Annotated in this window: 9 protein-coding genes; 8 read left to right on the top strand and 1 reads right to left on the bottom strand. The window is 47.3% G+C overall.

Going from position 1 to position 25,156, the window contains the following annotated elements:
• Window positions 1-2 precede the first annotated feature (2 nt).
• Complete coding sequence (gene mmsB / locus DES40_RS06095; protein ID WP_121099636.1) at window positions 3-893, top strand: 3-hydroxyisobutyrate dehydrogenase; 891 nt, start codon at window positions 3-5, stop codon at window positions 891-893.
• On the opposite strand, the gene DES40_RS06090 is transcribed toward mmsB, so the two are convergent.
• Window positions 890-2,020, bottom strand: a complete 1,131-nt coding sequence (locus tag DES40_RS06090; RefSeq protein ID WP_121099634.1) for a CaiB/BaiF CoA transferase family protein — start codon at window positions 2,018-2,020, stop codon at window positions 890-892. The two genes, mmsB and DES40_RS06090, sit on opposite strands and share 4 nt — an antisense overlap.
• Before the next feature lie 414 nt (window positions 2,021-2,434).
• Between DES40_RS06090 and DES40_RS06085 the strand changes: the two genes are divergently transcribed.
• The 7 genes from DES40_RS06085 (at window position 2,435) to DES40_RS06055 (ending at window position 25,156) form a co-directional block, all read left to right on the top strand.
• Entirely contained in the window at window positions 2,435-8,653 is a 6,219-nt protein-coding gene (locus DES40_RS06085; RefSeq protein ID WP_121099632.1) for a DUF7507 domain-containing protein, read from the top strand.
• A complete protein-coding gene (locus tag DES40_RS06080; protein ID WP_121099630.1) occupies window positions 8,650-12,741 on the top strand; it encodes a TonB-dependent receptor in 4,092 nt (1,363 codons plus the stop codon). The genes DES40_RS06085 and DES40_RS06080 overlap by 4 nt, the downstream gene beginning before the upstream one ends.
• A gap of 487 nt (window positions 12,742-13,228) precedes the next feature.
• Window positions 13,229-16,330 (top strand): TonB-dependent receptor, encoded by a 3,102-nt coding sequence (locus tag DES40_RS06075; RefSeq protein ID WP_121099628.1) that lies wholly within the window; start codon window positions 13,229-13,231, stop codon window positions 16,328-16,330.
• 227 nt (window positions 16,331-16,557) lie between these two features.
• On the top strand, window positions 16,558-19,665 hold the full coding sequence (locus tag DES40_RS06070; protein WP_121099626.1) for a TonB-dependent receptor: 3,108 nt from the start codon (window positions 16,558-16,560) through the stop codon (window positions 19,663-19,665).
• A gap of 192 nt (window positions 19,666-19,857) precedes the next feature.
• A complete protein-coding gene (locus DES40_RS06065; protein ID WP_121099624.1) occupies window positions 19,858-20,604 on the top strand; it encodes a FadR/GntR family transcriptional regulator in 747 nt (248 codons plus the stop codon).
• A 170-nt stretch (window positions 20,605-20,774) separates the two neighbouring features.
• Complete coding sequence (locus tag DES40_RS06060) at window positions 20,775-22,982, top strand: polysaccharide lyase 6 family protein (RefSeq protein ID WP_233345451.1); 2,208 nt, start codon at window positions 20,775-20,777, stop codon at window positions 22,980-22,982.
• Window positions 22,979-25,156: a heparinase II/III domain-containing protein gene (locus tag DES40_RS06055; RefSeq protein WP_121099620.1), complete on the top strand. Its 2,178-nt coding sequence runs from the start codon at window positions 22,979-22,981 to the stop codon at window positions 25,154-25,156. Before DES40_RS06060 ends, DES40_RS06055 begins: the two co-directional genes overlap by 4 nt.

Below are 25,156 nucleotides of genomic sequence, written 5' to 3'. Positions count from 1 at the left end.
ACATGACTAAAATCGCTTTTATCGGATTGGGGAATATGGGCCTCGGCATGGCGGCCAATCTCGCCAAAGCAGGGCATGAGGTTAAAGCCTTGGATATCTCCAAAGACGCCATCGCCAAGGCTGCCGAGGCGGGATGCGAAGCGGCAAAGAATACTCAAGACGCGGTGTCCGGGGCTGATGTTGTTGTGACAATGCTACCTGCGGGCGCGCATGTGAAATTAGTCTATGCAGGAGAGGACGGTGTCTTCTCTCATGCGAAAGCGGACACGCTCTTTATCGATTGCTCAACCATTGATGTAGCCTCTGCGCGCGAGGTTATCTCACACGCTGAAAATCAGGGCTTTGCTATGATTGACGCGCCCGTGTCTGGCGGCGTCGGCGGGGCCGCAGCAGGGACGCTAACCTTTATGTGCGGCGGGACAGAGGCGGCCTATAATCGCGCTAAACCTTATTTAGAGATTATGGGGAAAAATATATTCCATGCGGGTGACGCAGGAAATGGGCAAGTCGCTAAGATTTGTAATAATATGCTGCTTGGCATCCATATGATTGGAACCTGTGAGGCGTTTAATCTGGCTGAAAAACTAGGGTTAGATGCACAGACTTTTTATGATATTTCTTCAACGGCATCTGGTCAAAACTGGTCGATGACAAGCTATTGCCCTGCGCCGGGGCCCGTGCCTTCTGCGCCGTCAAATAATGAATATGCGGCAGGTTTTGCTGCGGGTATGATGTTGAAAGATTTACGTTTAGCCCAAGAAGCGGCAACGGCCGCCCGCGCCGCAACGCCGCTTGGCGCGCAATCGGAACAGATTTACACATTGATGGAAGCTGCCGATAAGGACGGGCTCGACTTCTCTGCCGTTATGAAGCTTATAAATGGGTCGCTTTAAATCGGCCCAATAATTTTATCCGAGGCGAGGTTTTCAATTTTATCATTTGAATAGCCCAGCTCAGAAAGAAGATCTTTCGCTGTATCATTCAGGCCTAAAATAGGGGGCGGCGTAAAGGGTTCTGGCGTGTTAAATATGGGGGCAGGGCGTGGGTGAAGAAAGGGGCCGGCCTGATGGAAACCGCCGCGGGCTTTATTTTGGGGATGCTCCGCTGCTTCTTGGTAATCTAAGACAGGGGTGACACAGGCGTCGCTGCCGTCAAAAATGTCTTCCCATTCCTGACGTGTTTTAGATTTGAACAGTGCCTCAAGTCGCGCTTGTTGTTCTGCATGGGCTTGCGTGTCATTTTGCCCGCCAAATTCTTCGGCATCGATGTCTAGTCGTGAGAGCATTTCAGCAAAAAATTGTGGTTCAATACAACCCACAGCCATGTATTTTTGATCGGAAGTTTCATAACAGCGATAATAAGGTTTTGATCCATCCAATAGGTTGCTTTCGCGTTTTGGCGTCCATTGGCCTAGCCCAGACAAGGTGTAAAATAACGTCATCATGGACGAGACACCATCAATCATGGCGGCGTCAACAACAGTCCCTTTGCCCGTTTTTTCGGCTTGCAATAAAGCTGCTAACAGACCCGAGACAAGAAAGAGTGACCCGCCGCCATAATCTCCAATAAGGTTTAAAGGGATAGGCGGCGCTTCATTGGGTTTCCCCATCGCGCCGAGAGCGCCTGTGATAGAGATATAGTTGATATCATGACCGGCGGTTTTAGCCCAAGGCCCTGTTTGGCCCCACCCTGTCATACGGCCATAAACGAGCTTGGGATTGATGGCGTGACAATTTTCTGGGCCGACACCTAATCGTTCTGCCACGCCGGGGCGTAACCCTTCGTATAGTCCATCTGCTGTTTGGACGAGATCCATTAAAACAGCCGCGCCTTCACTTGAGCGCAAATCCAAGGTTATTGTTTTTTTTCCGCGATGAGAAATATTTGGAAAGTTCATACCAGCTTGGTTATTTACCAAAATAACCTCTGCGCCCATATCGACCAGAATTTGCCCTGCATAGGGGCAAGGGCCAATTCCCGCGAGTTCAATAAATCTGTAACCGGATAGAGGGGCGTCCATACATACCTTTCAAATATTTGTAGGCTCGTCATGGCGCGGGTGAGCCAAATAGGTCAAGAGCATATAAACTCTGCAGAATTATTGGTGTCTTTCAGGCGTATAGATGTGAGGTGAAAACTAAGTGCCAAATACAGTCAGAATAGATTTATTCTATGTTAGGGTGAAATGATGGCGCACCCCAAGATAGAATTGAGTGTGGTTTCTTTTTATTATCGCTAAAATAGTTTGAAATTTCCAACATATTGCGCAAAATTTACACTCTGTTAGGTTATTCTATATACCGATTCTAGTCGTTAAGTTACTGAGATTCGGTCCTCTGATATTGTAAACGGCGCGCAAAAATTCGCATAACTCATTCTTTTTATGCAATTTTCTCTGGCAGTGGATCTCACAAAGTAAAGTGCTTTGAGGGATATGATGCCGAATAAAAATCGAAATATAAACCTCATGAAATCACAAGCGACAAGGGTCGGGTTTTTAAAGCCTTTCTTTGTATCTGTTTGTACGAGTCTTATGATCCCTCAAGCAGCCCTGGCAGAGGGCACACTACAAATGGGCATTTCTCAAGAGCTAGTCGAATGGGCCCCATCAGAGACTGACCGCCTTGTCCGCATTGATATTTTGAATGCAGGCGAAGTTATTAATGTGGTCGCGGGGGGCGGCGAGCGAGACAACCAACCGCATGAAAATGACAATATTCGTTTCACAATCCTAGATGAAAATGGCGTTACGCTGGCAACACATACAACCACGGGGCCGGGGTCTATCGGAAAAATCAGTCCGACTGATCCGATGACAGGACTCATCACAAATGCTTGGAAATACACCCCCGCAACAACGGGGCAATATTATCTAGCCGTTGAAAATACAGATGCCAATAATGATGAAATTCATCGTTTTGATGTTACGGTTACTGCGAATAACTCGATTGACCCTGACCCAAGCGGAGCCACAGGTATTACAGGCCGCGTAAGTTCAAAACATTGGCGTTTTCGGGCTGGGTCATTTGATCCTGCGGATGCAACGGATGCCAATTATTTTATTCTGACACCCGGTGGTTTCCCAAACACGGATTATGTTTGGACGCTTGATTTAAATAATTTTGCAGGTTTTGGCTTTTCACTACGCGCAAATTCCCAAGGCGTTATTCCGCCTAACTCTGGGTTTTCTGTCCCTTTCCCAGTGGGTAGCGGAAATACAGGGCCGAATTGGGTAGAGGAAGATTTTGATATTTATCTGTTCCGCCCCGTTATCGCGCGTCCAGAACCCGCGGGTCCACCTACGGTTCAAGATTTTAGATTTCTTGATGATGAGGGTGTTGATAATTCAATTTCCCCTGATACCAGCAATACGATTCAAGATGCAGGCGTCTTTAGCTTCAGAACCGATGCGTCTGAAGCCACATATGAAATTGCAATTGATATAAACTCAAATGGTCAATTTGGGGATAGCGGCGATGTGCGTCTTGTTGGCAATGCGGTGCAAGGCGTCAATTCCGTTGTGTGGGACGGAAGGGATAGCAATGGCAATTTTGTGCCATATGGAAATTTTACCGCGCAAGCCAATGTTCGACTTGGTGAATTTCACTTTGTGGCGGATGATGCCGAAACCTCTGGGGGCAATGAAGACGGTTTAACGGTCTTTAAAAGTTTAGCGGGCGGCGGTTCAGAACCAACAAATGTTTTTTGGGATGATGTGACAAAGCTCGGGGCAGGGGCAGGCGGAACGAATAACCTCCCCGAAGGCGGCACGTCAGGTACGGCGGCGGGTTATCACACTTGGGGTGATTTTACCGAGGGCCCACTTGGGGACAAACAATTTATTGATACATGGGTGTATGGTTTGTCCTCCACTGGAACAACGGGCGTAGTGGTTGCGGATAATGACGACCCTGTGCCTGTTCTCGCCACTGTTGATATCACGCCTTTTTCAGTTCCCGGCGATACGTTGACCCTTAGCGTCAATGATGCTGACCGTGCAGGGTTAGGCACTGTTTCCGTTGATGTCGTTAACCTTGATAACGGCGAAACCGAGGCGGTGACACTGACCGAAACGGGCGCGAATACAGGCGTGTTTACGAGTACAATCGTGACAGAGGCTGGAGCAGGCGCCTCGGATAATTCAGGCACGTTGGAATCAAGGCCCGGTGACACAATTGAGCTTCGTTATAATGATACGACGACCCCGTCAGGCCCCGCCGAACTCCTTACTGATAGCGATGAAGTGTTGGGTGTATCCCTTTTAAAATCCGGCGTTTTGCAAGACGGCGGTGACGGACAGGCAGATGAAGGTGATTTAATTAATTATGCTTTCACGGTCACAAACCTGTCTGCGGTGGATATCACCAATGTTGTGGTGACAGACCCAAAGGTTACGATGAATGGTGGCCCGCTGGCGAGTTTAGCTGTTGGCGCGAATGATAGCACAACCTTTACTGCGAGCTATGCTTTAACCCAAAGTGATATTGATGCTGGCCAATTTGACAATATTGCAACCGTAACAGCCAATGTGTCGGGTTTTGGTCAAATCTCATCAACCTCTGATGACCCTGCCAATACCGCAAATGATGACCCTGATAATGACGGCGTTCCCAATGACCCAACAGTCGTGAATTTGCCTGAATTGGCGTCGGTGACTTTGTTAAAGGCAGGGACATTGGATGATGGTGGTGATGGCCGCGCGGATGTTGGGGATGTTATTAATTACGTCTTCACCGTTCAAAATACAGGTAATGTCACGCTGACAGCCCTAACGGTGACGGATCCAGATGCGATCGTATCAGGCGGGCCAATTGCGTCTCTTGCACCCGGGGATATTGATAATACGACTTATACTGGAAGCTATTCTCTGGTGCAGGCTGATATTGATGCAGGCGAATTCACCAATACGGCAACAGTGACGGGACAAACGCCGACAGCGGCGACGGTTTCAGATATTTCTGATGACCCAGCCGGTTCTGGCGGCGGCCCTGATGACCCTACAGTGACGTCCTTTAGCCAAGACCCAAGCGTGGCCTTGTTGAAAGAGGCTGTATTGGAAACTGGGCCTGATGGGCGGGCAGATGTTGGTGACGTTATTAATTACAGCTTTACCGTCACGAATACAGGCAATGTGCCCTTGGAAAATGTGAGAGTGACGGATGCATTAGTCACTGTCATAGGCGGGCCTATTGCTAATCTTGCCGTAGGCGGCACAGATGCGGCGACTTTCACGGCGCAATACGCATTAAATCAAGCCGATATCGATAATGGGGGCGTCACGAATGTCGCTGTTGTTACGGGCGAGACCGCAGGCGGCACTGTGGTGACCGATAATTCAGATGACCCTGTTAATCCAGCAGATGTTGACCCAGATGCAGATGGCAACCCTGATGACCCGACAGAAACAACACTGCCAAAAGATGCGAGAATAGAATTATTAAAACAAGCGAGCCTAGATGATGGCGGCGATGGTGAGGCGAATGTTGGTGACGTCATTAATTACACCTTTACTGTCTCTAATATTGGCAATGTGACATTGACGAATGTGTCTATCACTGACCCATTAATTACCGTGAATGGCGGGCCAATAGCCTCTCTAGCACCCGGCGCTAGTGATGCGGCGACGTTTACAGGGCATTATAGTTTGACGCAGTCTGATCTAGACGCCAACCGCGTAGAGAATACAGCCACAGTGACGGGCAATGACCCGCAAGGTAATCCTGTCACCGATATTTCTGATGATCCTCTTGGCGCGGGCGGCGGCCCTGATGACCCGACAGTCACAGAGCTCGGCGCGATGGGGCGCGTTGACCTGCAGATGGAAGGCGTACTTGACCTTGGCCCTGATGGTGTTGCCACGGCAGGTGATGTTATCAATTATGTTTTAACTGTGACGAATACGGGGCCCGTTACACTCACGACGCTTATAGTTGATGATGCTGATTTAACTATTCTTGGCGGGCCACTCCCTAGCCTAAATTCTGGGGGTGTAGACAATACGACTTTCACAGCGGTTTATACCCTTACGCAAGACGATATCGACAATGGAGAGGTGACCCATCGCTCTGATGTTCGAGGGCAGACGCCAGCAGGGGACACAGTTGTAGATATTTCTGATGACCCTGCGGATCTAACGAATACTGATTTAAATGGCGACAGTAATCCAGATGACCCGACCCGTGTTATTTTGCCAAACGACCCCGCGCTGGCCTTGTTTAAAACAGCCGTCTTGAATGATGGCGGCGATGGTTGGGCCGATGTGGGCGATACAATTGATTACGCCTTCCGCCTTGTGAATGTTGGTAATGTCAATCTGACGAATGTCACCGTGGCTGACGCGCTTGTTAATGTAACTGGCGGCCCTATTGCAATGCTTTCCCCCGGGCAAGAAGACACGACGACCTTTACGGCGAGCTATGTTTTAACGCAGGCCGATTTAGAGAATGGTTCGGTCACAAATACAGCGACATCTTCGGCCAGTGCGCCAAATGGAGATGTCATTAGCGCCGTGTCTGATGACCCTGCGGATACGGCTGAGGCAGACCCTGACGGAGATGGACAGCCCTCTGATCCCACAGTGACGCCTTTACCCGTAAGTCAACCGCCCGTGGCCACGAATGATATGCGTAATGCGGCTTTCAATACGCCTGTAACATTAGACCCCAGAGAGAATGATACCGATCCGGAAAATGATCCACTCACTGTAACAAGCTTTGATCCGCCAGCTGATGCGACTGTCGTGATTAATTCGGATGGCAGTTTAACGGTCACACCGAATACAGATTTTGTGGGCGTGATTACGGTGCCTTATACGGTTTGTGATAATCGTAATAATTGCGATACAGCCGAAATTACGATTACTATCCAAGACCCAATGGCAAGCCTGTCTGGCGTCGTATTTTTGGATGAAAACCTAGATGACCTCTTTGATGGTTCAGAAGCTCCGCGCCCAAATTGGGTGGTTGAACTTCGCGCGCCAGATGGGAGCCTCGTTGCAACAACGATAGCGGATTCTTTGGGTCAATATGAATTTAACAATATTGATATTCTGGCACATGCAGGGGCTGTTAGTGGGAACTTCACTGTCATTTCGCGGCATCCTGAAACGCAGGTTGCCTATCGAATTTTAGATATGATTGTTCTTACGGGTGGGGCTGACATTGATAATGTTAATCTGCCTATCGAGCCGATGGGCGTCATTTATGACAGTATTGACCGTATTCCCGTTGCCGGAGCGATTGTCACCGTCGCGACTGAGGACGGTACGCCGCTACCCATAAGCTGTCTGCGTGATGCGTCGCAACAAGGACAATCCACAGGTTCAGACGGGGAGTACTTTTTTGAAATTGTCCCCGGCGCAGACATGAGCTGCCCTATAGCGCCAACGCCATACCGTATTAATTTAACGTCTCCGTCTGGATATCGTGATGGGGCTTCGGCGATTGTGCCGTCTAATGCTGATGCCATTGACCCGCCAGCAGGGACAGGGCCTTTCCCTGTTGTGGCAGATTTCGGTGCGCCGAATGTGAACTCTGACACTAATCACTATTACACGGTCACAGTTGGGGCAGGCGAACGCGAAATTACGCGAAACAACATTCCTTTGGACCCGATGAGCGTCGCACAATCGCCGCTTATGATTACGAAAAGCGCAGGCGTTTCGACGACGAGTATAGGCGGAATTGTGCCTTATACAGTCACTGTGACGAATGCAGAAAACTATCCGTATAGCGGCGTTGATGTTGTCGATATTATGCCTGCTGGATTTCGGTACCTGCCAGATACTCTAACGGTTGATGGTTTCTCCTATACATCACTCGCTACGCCAACAGGCTTTACGGTAGAGAATTTAACGATTGCTGCGAACCAAGTTCTGACGTTGGAATTTTCAGCTGCAGTCGGTACGGGCGCGCCGATTGGCATATCTGTCAACCAAGTCGTGGTGCAATCCGCTGTTGATGGAAGCGAACTCTCAGGCCGAGCAGAGGCAAGCGTGAGATTGTTGCCAACGCCTGAATTCGATTGTTCGGAGGTCATCGGTAAGGTTTATGAAGATCGCAACCAAAATGGCGCTCAGGATTTAGGGGAGAAAGGTCTGGCAGGCGTAAGGCTCGCGACTGTGAATGGTTTGCTCGTCAATACTGACCCTGAAGGTCGCTATCATATCGCTTGTGCGGCCGTTCCTAATGGGACGATTGGTTCTAATTTTATTCTTAAGCTTGATACGCGTACTCTGCCAACGGGCTATCGCATGGTGAGTGAAAACCCACGCGTTATTCGTTTGACGCGCGGTAAAATGGGGAAAGCAAATTTTGGTGTTTCTCAGATGCGCGTAGCGACGTTTGACGTCGAAACGGCTGGATTTATGAATGGCCGTATTGAGCTTGCGCCCTATATTATGGCTGAATTGCCAAAGCTCTTTTACGCGCTTCGGGAAAGTCAAAGCGTTCTGAGATTGACCTATCATACGCAAGGCTATGACCCGCTCGCACAGACGCGCTTGGACGCTCTGGAAAGCTATTTGAAAGACCGCTGGAAAGTCGAAGGATGCTGTTATGATTTGGTAATCGAACAGAGATTAGTTTCGAGTGCGCCCAATATGATGCCCGCAATCACACCCACCCAGAGACCCATATGGGGAGGCGGCCGATGAGTAATTTTTCACAAGGAAAACCAAGTACAGCGCGCCCAGCGGCTTGGACACGCCGCGTGCTTATAGGTACGACTGGACTCGGGTTAATTGCGGGAATTGGATTGACCCCAATCGGTCGCTTGGTGATTTCTAAAGCAGTAAACATCACGCCTTCAGCTGTTGCTTATCCAGCGCAATTTCAAAAGTTTTTTGCAGACCCTCGGGCGTCTCGTACCTATGTGCCGCCGCAATATAACCCGCATTATAATGGCCACGGCCCCGTCTTGCAGCGTTTTGAAGTGCCAACTCAGGTGCCAGCCTATGGCCCTGTGTCATATCCTGTTCAACCTATTCCCATGCAGGCCCTGCCTCAGAGACTACCTCAAAGGCCACTTCAGAGACTGCAACAAAGACCCGTTCAAATGCCTGTTGGCCTGAACAACCCAGCGGCTGGATCCGTTTATGTGCCAGCCGGTCACAATCCATTTCTTGGCAGGCAAGGGCCAGCGCTAACGCGCTTCGCTGTGCCGCAAAACTTACCGCAGCATAACGGGCCGGTGCAACACCCGCACCCTTATGGAGCTATGCCTCAAGCCTATGGGATTGCGCCGCAAGGGTCTCAGTCACGCTCGCATTTCCGTATGTCCGTAGATGGACAGCATATTACAGGGGATGGTTTCGAAGAAGGCTTAGGACAGGTTAGGGCTGACCAAGCTCTGGCGCGCGCTAATATTCAAGTGCGTGTTGACGGATTAGATGTGAAACCTTGGCTGAATGTAGGTACATTAAATGACAGCGTGCATGTCCCTCGTGGCGGGCCAGTGCAATTTTTATCCTATAGCAATTATGATGCCTATATCGCACATTCTGAGGTTCTTGTTTTTGCCGCGCCTGTCGAAGGTTCAGAAGCCCTTTCTAAAACGACACGTCCAAAAGACGCTGAAACAGACAAGCCGCTTTATGTCGTTCCATTAGATAAATATGGACGCGGGCAAGTCTTCATGGCGCCGCAAACGCCGGCTAAGCTCATTTATCAATTACGCGTTTATGACCGTGAAGGCCGTTTCGATGAAACAAAACCTAAAACGCTCATGTTATCAAATGAACCTTATCAAGGGCCAGATAGCCTAGGGGGGCTTGGCGCTTATGGTAAAGATGCCACACAAACGCGAAACATTCGCGTGCGCGGCGGAGCGATTACGGTAAACGGATCTCACGTGCCAGCTGGCGTCAGCCCGCATGTCTTTGGCCGTCCCGTTCCAACAGATGCAGATGGACAATTTGTTGTTCAGCAAATTTTACCCTTTGGCAAAGCGCCCGTACATGTTCACCTTACCGGTCCTTATGGCCAAGACCTTACTTTTCACCGCAATGTAGATATTAAAGATACAGATCTGTTTTATGTGGCATTGGGGGATTTAACAGTCGGGAAAAGCCGCGCAATTGGTTTGGCCGATTTAACAGATGCGAGTGATGATTTTGACTCCGTCGAAATTATGGGTCGCGGCGCTTTTTACCTTAAAGGGCGTATCAAAGGGGAGACGTTGATTACGGCCTCACTCGACACGGGCGAAGCCTCAATAGACGACTTGCTCTCAAACCTAGATGATAAAGATCCACGCCAATTATTACGGCGATTAGATTCCGATGCATATTATCCTGTTTACGGTGATAATAGTACAACCCGTGAAGATGCGCCGACGCAAGGTCGTTTTTATGTCCGTCTTGAAAAGGATGACTCGACCCTGATGTGGGGTAATTTTGCAACGGCAGTGACAGGAACAGAAATCGCACAGCTTGATAGAGGGCTGTATGGTGGATTGGCGAATTATAAAAGCCTCGACACGACCCGTTTCGGAGAGCGTCGCGGCCAAGCGACCGTCTTTGCCGCGGACCCAGGAACTTTAGCTGGGAGAGATGAATTCCGTGGCACAGGCGGCTCGCTATACTATATTCAACGCCAAGACATCACAGTGGGGTCAGAAAGACTTCGGATAGAAGTTCGCGATAAATTGACAGGCCTTGTTCTCGAAACGCGCGATTTGACGGCTTACGAAGATTATACCGTTGATTACCTGCAGGGTCGAATTTTGCTCAATGAGCCTTTACAAAGCACCGTGTCAGATAACCAAGTTGTTCGTACAGGGGGGCTGTCTGGTCACGAAGCCTATTTGGTCGCGCGTTATGAATATACGCCGGGTGTCGCAGATATCAGTGGCTTTACTGTCGGCGGACGCGCCAGTCAATGGTTTGGAGATCACTTGCGTGTCGGGACGACTATGCAGCGCGAAAAAACAGGGACGGCTGATCAGACAGTTTTGGCCGCAGATGTTTTGTTGCGGGCGTCTGAGACGAGTTACTTAAAAGGTGAGTTCGGCGTGAGTGAAGGCCCGGGTTTTGATGAGGCGCGTTCTTCTGATGGTGGATTTATATTCGACTCAGTCAACGCCCCTGGTGTGCGCGGCGAAAAAGCCGAAGCGTACCGTGTGGAAGGTCAACTTGATCTGGCAGACATGGCTAGAGGCCCAAGACCTTATACAGCGAAAATTAAAGGGACTTATGAACATCAAGAGGCTGGCTATTCAGGGCAGGGCCGTATTGGATATGGAGAGGTAACGCGGGCCGAAGCGGGATTTGATGGGTCTTTGGGTGATAGCACTCGGGTCAGCTTGCAATATGACGAGCTGTCTTCTGAAGAACGCGGCAAGCGTAAATCTTTCTATGCGGACTTAACCCAAAAAATCACGAATAGTTTTGCCATTGCAGCAGGTATTCGCCGAAGTGATCAAGATCCTTCTACGATTAGTAACCTTTCTGCAGATTCTCCGCGAGGAATTGGCGCGCGAACGGATGCCACAGCAGAGCTACGTTTTGAACCGTCTGATGAATTATCGGTACGGGCGTTCTATCAAGATACTTTGGAGCGCGATGCAGGGCGGGCGAGTGCAAACCGATATGGCGCCGGCGCGGATGTGCGTTTGAACCAGCATATGCGTCTTTCTGGTGAAGTTTCCGAAGGAGATGGGGGTATAGGCGCTTCGGCGCAGCTGAATTATCAAAACCCAGAGGGTGCGGAATATTATATTGGATATGCGCTCAGCACGGATGACCAAGATGACTTGTCTACTGTGCCGCGCGAATCCTATTCTAGCTATGGGACGATTACAGCGGGTGCACGTCGTCGATATAATGATGCCCTCTCTATTTACGGCGAAGAAAAACTCTCTTTCGGTCAGACTGGGCAAAACCTTACCCATGCATATGGTGTTGATTTCCGTCCGAATGCGCTTTGGGCTTTTGGCGTGAGCGCCGAAGTCGGGAATATTCAAGATGATATTAATGGGGACTTTGACAGAGAGGCTTTTGCTTTCTCCTCTGCCTTTACGGGCGAAGCCCTGCGCATTGCCACGAATGTCGAAGCGCGGTTTGAACGCGGCGTTCTAAACGCCCAAAACCGTGATAGAAACAGTTACTTCCTGCGCAACACATTGGCCTATAAAGCCGGACGAGATTTTGAACTGTTAGGCCGGTTTAATCTTGCTACGTCAGAATCGGATCAAAGCTCTATACTCGATGCGGACTTTATCGAGGGCGTTGTTGGTGTCGCCTATCGGCCTGTTTTCCATGACCGCTTCAACGCTTTGGCTAAATATACTTTCTTTGAGGATCTTTCCCCTGCTGATCAGGGGTTGAATGATGCGGGCAATCGTAGCCAAATTACAGCGCGGCAGCGCAGCCATATTGCTTCGCTTGATGGGACATATGACCTTACAAATCGCCTATCTCTTGGTGCCAAGCTGGCCTATCGCCTAGGCGAGGTCGAAACCGTCCGCGGAAGTAATGAGTTCTATGATAGTGAAGCGGGATTGGCCATATTGCGCGCTGATTTGCATATTATGAATGAATGGGATGCCTTCATGGAAGGTCGTTACTTGACCGCCAGTCTGGCAGACGATGCGCGAACAGGCTCTTTATTTGGTCTTCACCGCCATATCGGGGATAAAATGAAAATTGGCGGCGGCTATAGTTTTTCAACTTTCTCGGATGATTTGACAGATTTTGAAAATGACTCTGATGGTTGGTTCATCAACCTTGTTGGGAAATTATAAGAGATCTACTCTTTTAATTAGTCCTTTTGGCACGATTCTCATGGGTGTCGAAAGGATGAAGCCGCTCTCTGGGGCACTGGCTATCTAATAATCTAATTGCATAGATAATTGTCTTTCTGTGAAGGCCTGAGGCTTGTTTGCCCCAAACAAATGTTCGTGCGGGGAAGGGCTTTACAAGACCGCTTATCAAAAAACGGATAAAATAAATATAACCGAAAAAATCCTAAGTGATTGTGATAGTTGAGTTGTTAGCGTTCACCTGAGTGTCTCATTCTGGCCTCAATATAGAGAGGCGCACCCCTTTAAAACGCCTCCAAAAATGAACTGTGTTTAATATGCAACAGATGAAAGGAAAAGATGATTGGTCATACCAATTATTGCAAATCGGTAATTATAATAGGTTGACATACGTTTTTTTATTGGTTCTTTTAAAGAAACTAAAAAATCCGTCATAAAGCGGTTAAGGTCCATATAGGGGAATAGATATATGACTCATTCACGAGATACCTTTGGGTGTTCACTTTTCAAGAAATCGCTATTGCTGAGTGTCGGTCTTTCGACTTTAGCGCTGCCGCAAATGGCACTCGCCCAAGACGCAGCCGTTCCTGATGAGGTTGTTGCCACAGGTACGCGGGCCGTTATTCAGGATTCGATTGCGTTAAAACGTCAAAATACACAGATTGTTGACGGTCTTTCTGCATCAGAAATCGGTGATATTCCAGCGCTCTCAATTGGTGAAGCGCTTGAAACTATCACAGGTGTAGCCTCTCATCGTGAAAATGGTGGTGCGACTGAGGTGTCTATTCGGGGTCTTGGGCCTTATCTGAGCTCGACAGTGTTTAACGGCCGTGAAGCGACAAATGGTTCGGGTGACCGCTCAGTAAACTTCTCTCAGTTCCCTTCGGAGTTAATGAGCAAGCTGTCAGTCTTTAAAACTCAAGATGCTAGCCAAATCGAAGGCGGTGTTGCTGGCCAAATTCAACTCGAAACCCTTAAGCCGCTTGATTATAATAAGCGTCGTGTTCAAGTGAATTTAAAGGGTAATGTAAACCCTGATCAGCTGAATCAAGATGATACGCTAGCCGGCGATATTGGTTTCCGCGGAACGCTATCTTATGTTGATCAATTCGAAGTCAATGGTCTGGGCGATATTGGTTTCTCTGTTGGTTTACAGCGCAGTGATATTTCACAGCCAGAGCAAGAAATTCGGTCAACAAGTAACACAGGTAGCTCATCTTTTGCTTGTATCGTTGGCGGCTCAGCTGGTGCCCAAGGTTTCACCAACAACCCATCGCGTGATGATGATTGTGAAGACCAAAATGAAAGCCGTACGCGGGATGATGGCAGCCGTATCCCAGATGGATATGATACAGCGATTAACCCAGCGACGGGCTTAGCCTATAGCCATGGCGAAGATTATGTCTTTGTGCCGTCACAGCGCCATTATCGCCAAAACGATACACGCGACGAACGGGATTCTTTATTCGGTGCTTTACAATGGCAGCCAAATGATCGTCTTGATGTCAATTTTGACGTTGAATGGTCAGAGCGTATTCAATCAGAGCAGCGTAATGATCTGACATTTAATGGTCAAAAGCGGAATGATACGAGCCTTAATGTCGGAACGGGGACGAATACGACAGCCTTTGACAGTATCGAGTTTTCTGATACGGGCGCGATTACATCTTTCACGACTGATAACACGATTGAAATTCAGGGTGACGATTACGAGCGTAAAGAAACATATCTTGGCGGTGGTATTAATGTCGCTTATGATTTGACAGAACGTCTTAGCATGAGTGCAGACGTCTCTTTCTCTGAGACGAAGCGGAATGAGCAGGGAATTCAGTTCCGTCTGCAGTCTGATATTTCTCCTGTTATTTCTTGGAATTTAGATTCTGGTATTCCGCAATATACACTCTCCGACGAAGTCTTTGATGTGAATGATCACAGCAATTTTGTCGACCGTCTCCGCGTTCGTATTGATAACGACCTAGAGCGTAGAAATACGAGTAAGGCGGCGCGCTTGGACTTTAAATATGACAGAGATTTTGGCATCGTCAACAGCCTTGAGGTTGGTGGCCGTTATTCTGAGCTTGAGTATTTAGCACTGGTTGGCGGCGGCGGCCAAGGCCGTACAGAGTTTGAACTCCGTAACTCAACAGATACAATCCTAACGGAAGAGCAGAACGAGGTCATTCTCGCTGAGGCTAATCAAAATTGTCGGACGTCTTTCGCGGAAAGCGACTTTTTGGGCTCTGTTCGTGATGGAGATTTAATTACGAATATTGATGACAGCGGTGCTGTTATTAGCTCGACTAACTCTTGGGCGACTTATGACGCTTCGTGTTTGGTTGAGTTCGCTGTTGATGCAGTGAATGCTCAGGGCGGAAACTTTGTCTTTGGTATTCCTGATCTAGAGCGTGAAAACTCTTCAACAATTGACGTCACAGAAACAGTCTTGGCTGGTTATGTTATGGCGAATTACGAAACGACACTTGATGGCTTGCCTATGCGAGGTAACTTTGGTGTGCGTGTTGTGGATACGTCTGTAGATTCTGTTGGTTATCGCCAAGGTTATGCGATTACGACGAATACGGATGGCGGCTTGGAAATCAGCCCTGAGGGTGATTTGGAGCGTGTCACAGCGAAAGGCGGATACACAGAAGTTCTGCCAAGTGTTAATGCAATCATCGACATTAACGACACGGTTCTTTTCCGTGCCGGCGCGTTTAGAGGGATTTCACGAGCTGACCCCGCTGATATGGGCTTTGCGAGAACATTCTCTTTCAACTCAGGTGACGCAGATGATCTCATCACAAATGTTGACGATTTGATTTCTGGTGTGAATGCCTCTGGTAACCCTGATGCCAAGCCTTTGACGTCATGGAATTTAGATGCCGGTGTTGAATGGTATCCGAATGAAGATTCAATCTTTGCTATTGGAGCGTATTATAAGAGCTTCAAAGGTGGCTTTGAGAATGTCCGCGCAATTGAAACTTATGTTCTTGATGGGCAGGAAGTTGACGGTGAAGTGACGCTGAGCCAGTCAAACCAAGATACAAGTGACTTGTTTGGTGTAGAAATTACTGCGTCTCATCGTTTCTCATATTTGCCAGGCTTCTTGAGCGGTTTTGGTACAAAAATGAGCTATAACTACACAGATTCTGATTTCGAATTTGAAGATAGTCTTTATGGCGACCTTTATACGCGTGAATTAGACGGTACGCTTGTTCAAACAAATGCAGGCATTGTTGCACCAGCGAGTATTCCTGGTCTCTCTAAACATGTCTTCTCTGGTCAGCTCTATTACCAAATTGGTAATTTAGACCTTCAAGGTTTGTATAAGTACAGAAGCGATTACTTCCAGCCATTTACATCAAATGGTACACGGATCCGCTATGTTGGTGATGTTGGTGTCTTCGAGGCGCGCGCATCGTATAAAATCAATGATAACTTCAAAGTTTCGGTTGAGGCTATCAACCTCTTTGATGAGCCGAAAGAGCAATATAAGTGGGTGCCTGATGATCTTTATGAGGTCAATGTTTACGGACCACGTGTATTCTTTGGGATCCAAGGCAAGTTTTAATTAAAGCCTAAAGTAAAAATTTTAGCGCCGTTCGAGATTTCGAGCGGCGCTTTTTTTTTGCTGAAAAGGGTGAAAAATGGTTTGCGTAAATGAGGGGGCATTAAAATTGCACTTCAATTGGTATGACCAATATATTTAAAATTGGTAACAATAAATGGTTGCATTTTCAAATAGATTGGTTACGGTAGGGTAATAATACTTATAAAAATCACATCAGGGGAATTATTATGCCTATAACGGACGCAAAGCTTGCTACCTTAAAATATTTTACCGCTTCAGGGCTTAGGGGCACATTGCTGCTTGGTACTGGAATTTGTACAATGGCTTATGCTGGCGCGGCCTCTGCGCAGACAGCTCCACAGGATGAAGTTGTTGCAACAGGTATTCGTCAGTCGCTTGAAAATGCTTTGGTGGAGCAGCGTCAGGCGGATAGTTTAGTCGAAGTGATTTTAGCGGAAGATATTGGTAAACTTCCTGATCAAAACTTGGCTGAAGTTTTAGAGAACATCACTGGCGTGCAAATCACGCGTGAGGCCGGCGTTGGTACCGGTGTTCAAATTCGTGGTACGGACGAAAACAGAATTGAGATCAATGGAGTGGGCACTGTTGGCGCTGGCAATGAAAGAGGGGGCATTAGTTTTGAAGACATTGATGCGTCTATTATTGCTGGCTTGGAAGTCATTAAAGCGCCAGAGGCAAAGACCACTGAGGGGTCAGTTGGCGGTACAGTTAACCTGCGTACGATTCGCCCTCTAGACCTGAAAGAGACCTTGGCGTCTGTTCGTATTCAGGGGGAGCATAGTAGTCTTTCTAAAACCACGACACCAAGAGTGTCTGGCGCCCTTGGTAAGAAGTGGGAGAACGCTTCAGGGCAAGAAATTGGTGTTGTCTTAAGCGGTAGCTTTACGCAGTCAGATGTCAGCGCATTCCGCCCACGTCTTGACCGCGATAACCCAACAACATGTTCAAATGGTTCAACGACTTGCCCTGATGGGGCCACGCATTTCCTTGGCGTTCAGTTCTTGAACCAAGTGCAAATCAACCAAGAATATGAAACTTTGAACTTGGCTGGCTCTATCGAGGCGCGCCCAAGTGAAAATATGAAGCTCTATGCGGATGTCATTTATAACGATCAAGAGCGCCGTCAGGAAAGCTCTCGTGTACAGGTATCTAATATCAGTCGCCTCAATGGTCGTTCCGACGGAGCAGACGGTATTTGGTCAACATTTGACACTTTTGATACGTTCGATCTGGGCGTTGTTGAGGGAGCAAATGGGCCGCAGGATTTAGGGAGTATTTTGGCTGTAACCTCTGGTACTTTCTCTCCGCAGCAATTGACAGATGCAACGGTTGATCGCGGCGCGCCATTCCTACGAGGCTCTATGGATTCTGGTTCGCGTTTGACAGAAAGTTCTGTCGTTAGATTTGGCGGCGAGTATGAAAAAGACGCCCTGACTGTGGGCGTCGAGTATTCAACAGTTTCATCTGAAACCGTGAACCCGAACTTATCGCTTACACTTAACTTTATTAACCCGAATTCGGATAGATTTGGGACGCGTGATGAAAATGGTACGCCTATCAGATTCGATTTGCGGGACGGCATTGCCTTCGGCATTAATTTCGATGATCCATTTGCGCCTACTGTAGAGGACCTATTAAACCCTGCGAACTACGTCATGGATAATGGCGGAACCTATAGTGCAAATGTGAGAGAGAACTCAGAAGATACATTCCGTATTGATGCGAGCTATGACTTTGATACCAAGTTTTTGAAATCTGTAGACTTTGGCTTCCGTCACAATAACCGCACAAGCCTTCGTGATAACAGAAGTGCAAGTGCTGGTGGTACGAGTAATTTTGACAACAGTCTGAATGGCGCTGCGATTGCTGACCTATTAACAGCGATCCCTGATAATTTTGGTGATGGTACGGGGAGCGATTTGTTCTTGCGTGATATCCTGCATTTCAATCCAGAGCTAGCCGTTGACGCGGAATCATTTGTGTCAACTATTAATGCCGCTATTGCTTCTGAGGGTATTACACAAAGCCCAATCAGTACTGTGCTTGTCTCTGACGAACTCGCCTTCTTTGATGTCGAAGAGAAGACAAATGCGTTCTATGCTCAGGCTAATTTTGAGCATGGAGTCTTCCGCGGTAATGTTGGTTTGCGGTATATTGAAACTGACTTTAGTTCGATCAGCAATGAAAGAGTGTTCGATGATGTGGGTAATCCTTCAACTAATCAGGTTGATGGCCAAAGCTCATATAACTTCCTCTTGCCGCGTGTGAACGTCGCTATGGATGTGAGAGATGACATCGTTCTTCGTGGTGCTTATTCCAAAGATATCAATCGTCCTGACTTTACATTCCTGACAGCTGCGCGGACCTTACCAAATCGCGGCGGTGTGAATGATGTCTCACGCGTTGGTAACCCAGAGCTGAAGCCAGAAGAAATCGAATCTTTCGATGTATCTGCATCATGGTATTTTGCGCCGGGCAGTGTCTTGAGTGCAGGTTACTTCCATAAAACACGTAGTTCTCTTTTCGGAGACCTGATTGAGCAGCCCGGCTCTTTGGCTAATGGTGATCGTGAACAGGTCGACATTTTTGGGCGCGATGGCGGTGATGTGAATGGTGCCAATGATGGTGCGCCGTGTGCTCTTGGTGGTGTCTTTAGTGAAGATACAGATGCGGGTATTTTCGGCTCTGGTCGAGGTGTATGTGTTGGTGACTCAACGCGGTTTAATGCCGATGGTGAAACCACTCAATCTGGCTTTGAATTTGCGTTCCAGTATAGCCTTGGTGAGCTGGAAGACCGTCTTGGTAGCTTCGGCTGGGCCTCTGGTTTTGGTGTGATTGCTAACTATACGCACCAAAAAGAGGACACGAATACTGGCTTCATCAATATTGGTGAGACGCGGGCGCAAAATATCTTTGCACTGCAAGGTTTTGACCCTGTCACCAACCCCGTTAGCCGCGAAGCTGCGACATTGTTAAATCTGTCTGAGGATTCTTATAACCTTACAGGTTTCTATGAGAAGTACGGCTTGTCCGCCAGAGTGCGTTACACTTGGCGTAGTGCTTATAGAACTGATGATTTGCCAGGTACGAGCAATGTGTTCGATCCTCTTGGTTTCAGAGGTGTAGCAGGGGCCCGTGGTCAGCTTAACGCAAGTGCGAGTTATGATTTCACGGATCAATTCACAGTGAGTGTTGACGCCGTTAATCTGACGAAATCTGATGCGCCAGTCTATTGCGTCAATGAGGATTCATTGCTGTGCTATCAGGGCATTACCGACCGCCGCGTTATTTTCGGTGCTAGCTATACTTTCTAGCTAAAAGCGTCATGTGACGTAAATACAGGGCTGTTGTTTCAACAGCCCTCCTATACCTAAATTTCGGCATTTATGTTCATTTCGCTGAGCCATTTCATGGCTGGCTTGAAGAAATTAGGGCTTTTTATAAAATTGGTATGGACAATTATGGTGAAATAGTCACTATTGGTATAGTCTAGTTTTGAGGAAGAAATGGCTGAACAACGTTTATATCATAAAGTGGCAAATCAGATTTTAGAGTTGATTGATTCTGGGGTCTTCCCGCCGGGGAGTCGTTTGCCGGGTGAGCGCGATTTGGCGGAAAAGTTCGGGGTTAGCCGTGTTGCTGTGCGCGAGGCGGAGATTTCATTGCAGGCGCAAGGCCGCATAGAAGTCAGAGTAGGGTCGGGTGCCTATGTCCTCGATGGGAGTGAATATACAGCGCATGGTTTACCAAAGGTCGGGCCGTTTGAATTGACTGAGGCTCGCGCGCTTTTTGAGGCCGAATCAGCCGCATTAGCCGCGCCTATCATCACGGATGAATCCATTGCCGAGCTAGAACGACTAATTCAAATTATGATGGGGACAGTGTCATCTGAGATGACAGCGGATGAAGCGGATGAGGCGTTTCATTTGGAAATTGCCAAAGCGACAAATAATCCAGCAATTATATTTGTCATAGGTAGTATGTGGAATATGCGAAAAGAGGCGGCCCAGTTGCAAAAGGTCTACCGCTCTGTTTGCCATAAAGATCCTAGCCATCGCGAAGATGAGCATAAAGATATTCTGAATGCTCTGAAAAACAGAGATTCTTCGGCGGCAAGAATTGCCATGCGCGCGCATTTTACACGAATGATTGAAGCTTTACTCGTGGCTTCTGAGGAAGAGGCTTATCAAGCGGTCAAAAAGAAGACCTCTGAAAGCCGGTCAAGATTCTTGATAACAGCTCAATTGACCTGATCGGTTTATACCGATTTATATATACCAATCTTGACAAATTGGTTGGAAATATTGGTTGACAAATCTGTCTGAATCTTCAACTATTCCTCTATAAAATAATACAAAATATATGGGGAATGAGGATGAAGGGTTTGTCGGGGGTGCTGTATTTATACGTTTCGGCGTCAGCCATGCTCGCTCTATCTGCGTGCAATGTTCAGGCGGAAGAGTTTTTAGTTCAAGATCAGAAAGCCTATAAAGAGGCCCTTAAGCAGGCTGGGCCTGGAGATGTTATTAAGCTCGCAAATGGAACTTGGGAGGATTTCGAAATCCTTTTCAAAGGCGAGGGTAAAAAGAATAAACCTATACGATTGACGGCGGAAACTTCGGGGGGAGTATTTCTTACCGGTCAATCCAACCTGAGACTTGCGGGAGAATATCTCGAAGTTTCAGGTCTTGTTTTCAAAGACGGTTACACACCAACGAGCGAGGTGATTTCATTTCGGAGGAATTCAAAAGACCTCGCGAATAATTCTCGTGTCACTGAAGTGGTGATCGATAATTTCAATCAACCTGAGCGGCAAGAGGTTGACCATTGGGTCATGCTGTATGGGAAGAATAATCGCTTTGACCATAATCACGTTGTCGGAAAGCGTAATAAGGGTGTGACGCTTGCTGTTCGTTTAAACGACGAAGACAGCCAAAATAACCATCACCGTATAGATCATAATTATTTTGGTCCGCGCCCAATTTTGGGGTCAAATGGTGGTGAGACTATCCGAATTGGTACGAGCCATTATTCGCGTACAGATTCTTATACGGTTGTAGAGAATAATTATTTTGATCGGTGCGACGGTGAATTGGAAATCATTTCTAATAAGTCTGGACGTAATCAATTTCTAAATAACACCTTTTATCAATCGCGTGGAACGCTGACGATGCGCCACGGGAATAACAACCTCGTTGAAGGCAATGTCTTTTTTGGTAATGACGCAGACCATACAGGCGGTATTCGCGTCATCAATGCGGGTCAAACTATACGAAATAACTATATGGAAGGCCTGAAAGGGACACGCTTTGGCGGCGCTTTGGTTGTCATGAATGGCGTTCCGAATGGCCCCATTAATCGTTATGATCCGGTGAAAGATGCGCTGATTGAGAATAACAGCTTAATTAATAGCGACAATATCCAGCTGGGCGCGGGTAGCGATGAAGAACGGAGCGGGGTTCCTACGGATAGCCGTTTTGAAAGTAATCTCATTTATAATGATGATGGCCGTGATGTCTTCACCGTCTATGATGATATGTCAGGTATTGATTTTGAGAACAATATTCTGGGGTCTATGGATCCGCCTGACTTTACGGATGGATTTTCTCGCGAAACAGTGAGTCTTACGCGGGCTGAAAATGGTCTGATGTACCCCCAAGAGGGTATTTCTGCTGGTATAAAGCGGGACATGACCGTTACGACGAAGGAAATGACGGGAGTCACGTGGTTTCCCAAGACAGAGCCAATTGTTCAATTTGGCTCTGGTGACACGCATGCCGTTACATCAGAGGAGGGCGCTTTATTTGCGGCGATAGAGGCGGCTCAAGCCGGCGATGTTATCGCGCTGAGTCCGGGTGATTATGTCGTTCGCAAGTTTTTGAAGATCGATAAGCCTCTGACTATCAAGGCTGTGGGCGAAGTTAATATTAGTTTCGAGCGGTCGGCTTTGTTTGAGATTTTAAATGGCGGTAGCTTGCAACTTTCTGGTCTAAATATTTCCGGAGCAGAAGCGCCTGATAATGCGGGTAATAGTGTCATCCGCACGAGCCCTTATTCCATGCTCGAAAATTATAGGCTTGAGATTAGCGACACGAATTTTACGCAAATGGATGTCAATCACTCTTTCAATATTCTGAGAGTCTCTAAAGGGACATTCGCGGATAATATATTAATCGAAAATTCCAACTTTAAAGATGTAACGGGCGCGATTTTTCAGCTTGATAAGGAAGATGATGATTACGGCATTTATAACGCTGAATATTTGACCATTAAAAACTCAACCTTTGAAAATGTTGAGGGCGCAATTGTGAACTTTTATCGCGGGGGTACGGATGAAAGTACTTTTGGGCCGCATTTCAATTTAAGCGAGTCTTCTGTTTCAGATATAGGAGGCGGGAAGCGAAATAAGTCAAAAGCGTCACTTCTCTTGCATGGCGTTCAGGTGACGAATATTTCTGGGAATAGTTTCAAAAACAGCCAACCTTTTGTCATTAATCACACAGTTGGTGAGCCAAAAACGCGCATTGTTGAAAATAAGTTTTCTCAGATATCGGCTCCGATTGTGACCGAATTAAATAGTGGTTTGGAGCCGACGGCTATCATATCTGAAAATGAGGGGTTAAAGCCATGATACGGTTCTCTCATACATTATTGTCGGCGCTTATATTAGGAACAGCTTTATCGGGCTGTGAAAGCTCAATTTCCGAAAAACCTGTGTCAATTTCGCCGCAAGCCAGTGGTTTTGATAGTGTACAAAGCCAAGCGGAGCAGCGCGTAAAAACACAAATATCACAAGACGTCATCGTCCCTACGCCCAAAGATGCAGGCGGCGGCTACACGCATGAAAAGCATAAAGATAATGCCAAACTAATCTATGATGCGGGACAACTATATACCCTGACGGGTGATGCGATTTATGCAGAATATGCCGGAAAAGTCATGTTGGCTTATGCGGATGTCTATCCAAGCTGGGATTTGCACCCCGCCCAAAAAGAACAGTCACCGGGGCGAATGTTCTGGCAGAACTTGAATGAAAGTTGGTGGCTTTTACATGTGGCGCAGAGCTATAATGCCATTAAGGCGACTTTGAGCGAGGAACAGCGCGAGAAAATTGAAACAGACTTGCTGCGAAACATGGCTGATTTCTTATCCGATGGTTCTCCAAAAACTTTCAATAAAATTCATAATCATGGCACATGGGCGACAGCGGCTGTGGGGCTCACAGGCTATGCGATTAATGATGAAGACTATGTAGAGCAGGCTTTACTGGGATTAGATAAATCTGGTGATGCGGGTTTTCTTAAGCAAATGAATAAGCTCTTCTCTCCGGATGGGTATTACAATGAAGGGCCCTATTATCAACGCTATGCGCTGATGCCTTTTGTTATTTTTGCGCAAGCCGTTGAAAAGAATAATCCAGAGCGCAAAATTTTTGAACAAAGAGACGGCATTCTTAAAAAAGCTATCTATACAACAATTCAGCAAAATTACGGCGGGCTGTTCTTTCCGATTAATGACGCTATCAAAGATAAAGGTATCGCGACGACAGAGCTGTTACACGGTGTTGCCATTGCTTATGAGCTAACGGGTGATGCAGGGCTGCTCTCTATTGCTCAGGCTCAAGGGGAATTTGTCCTTACGCCAGAGAGCCGAAAATTGGCCGAAGATATTGCGGCAGGTAAGACTAAATCCTTTAATTACAAAACAATGCGCCTCGGAGACGGTGAAGACGGAACGGAAGGGGCGCTTGATATCTTACGGGTTTCAACCGATCCAAAGGATTTGGTTCTTGTCGCGAAAAATACGTCTCAAGGCCTAGGTCACGGCCATTTTGATAAGTTGGGTTTCTTACTTTACGATGAAGGGCTTGAGATTATTCGAGATTATGGCGCCGCGCGATTTTTGAATGTAGAAGCCAAATATGGCGGCCATTATCTTGCCGAGAATAATAAATTCGCCAAGCAAACCATCGCGCATAATGCACTGGTTGTAGACGAGACCAGCCATTTTAATGGCAAAGTTGATGTGGGTAATGAAAATGCCCCCGAGCTAGGTGTGTTTTTCGATGGCGGTGATTTAAAAATTACGTCGGCAGAAATTAAAACAGCCTATCCAGATGTCACCATGGATCGTACTATGGCGATGGTCTCTGATGCTGCATTCCCAAGCCCGATTATTATCGACTTGATTGAAGGTCATTCTGAAAATTCACATCAATATGACTTACCCTTTTACTATAATGGTCAGTTAACAGAAACGAACTTCAAAATCACCGCAGACACGACTGTGCGTAGACCTTTGGGGCTGAAAAACGGTTACGAATATTTATGGCGAGTGGGGCATGGAAGCGCTGTTGATGGTCTATCAAAAGTCACATGGCTATTGGATCGAAAGTTTTATTCGGTCACCTCATCCGTACCTAACGAGGCTGAGTTAATCTTTGCTGAAATTGGCGCCAATGACCCAAATTTCAATCTACGCCGAGAGCCCGCCTTTATCATCAGAGCGAAAAGCGATGATGGTATTTCAATTGCTTCAGTCATAGAGCCACATGGCGAGTATAATCCAATTGTGGAATATACTGTGAATAGCCATTCAAATGTTAAAACTGTCCAGCATTTCGAAAATGGCGGCGATGAATTTATTCGCATTGAGACAAAAGATGGCGAAGTTGTAGGCTTGGCTATTTCTGGCGAGACGGACGCTGAGGCTGTTCATAGTATTGAAGTCGCAGGCACGACTCAAACATGGACGGGGCCATATAAACTCTTTCATTCACAAAAACACTTATCCGGAGATAATTAA

Origin of the sequence: Litorimonas taeanensis (assembly GCF_003634015.1) — a bacterium.
Taxonomy (GTDB): Bacteria; Pseudomonadota; Alphaproteobacteria; order Caulobacterales; family Maricaulaceae; genus Litorimonas; species Litorimonas taeanensis.
Note: the sequence above shows the minus strand (reverse complement) of the source record. Positions and strands in the feature narration are given on the sequence as shown.

Excerpts from the sequence above, each read along its gene's own strand:
- DES40_RS06070 (WP_121099626.1), top strand. The coding sequence starts at position 16,558 with ATGCCTATAACGGACGCAAAGCTTGCTACCTTAAAATATTTTACCGCT.
- DES40_RS06055 (WP_121099620.1), top strand. The coding sequence starts at position 22,979 with ATGATACGGTTCTCTCATACATTATTGTCGGCGCTTATATTAGGAACA.
- DES40_RS06085 (WP_121099632.1), top strand. The coding sequence starts at position 2,435 with ATGATGCCGAATAAAAATCGAAATATAAACCTCATGAAATCACAAGCG.
- DES40_RS06075 (WP_121099628.1), top strand. The coding sequence starts at position 13,229 with ATGACTCATTCACGAGATACCTTTGGGTGTTCACTTTTCAAGAAATCG.
- DES40_RS06065 (WP_121099624.1), top strand. The coding sequence starts at position 19,858 with ATGGCTGAACAACGTTTATATCATAAAGTGGCAAATCAGATTTTAGAG.
- mmsB (WP_121099636.1), top strand. The coding sequence starts at position 3 with ATGACTAAAATCGCTTTTATCGGATTGGGGAATATGGGCCTCGGCATG.
- DES40_RS06090 (WP_121099634.1), bottom strand. The coding sequence starts at position 2,020 with ATGGACGCCCCTCTATCCGGTTACAGATTTATTGAACTCGCGGGAATT.
- DES40_RS06060 (WP_233345451.1), top strand. The coding sequence starts at position 20,775 with ATGCTCGCTCTATCTGCGTGCAATGTTCAGGCGGAAGAGTTTTTAGTT.
- DES40_RS06080 (WP_121099630.1), top strand. The coding sequence starts at position 8,650 with ATGAGTAATTTTTCACAAGGAAAACCAAGTACAGCGCGCCCAGCGGCT.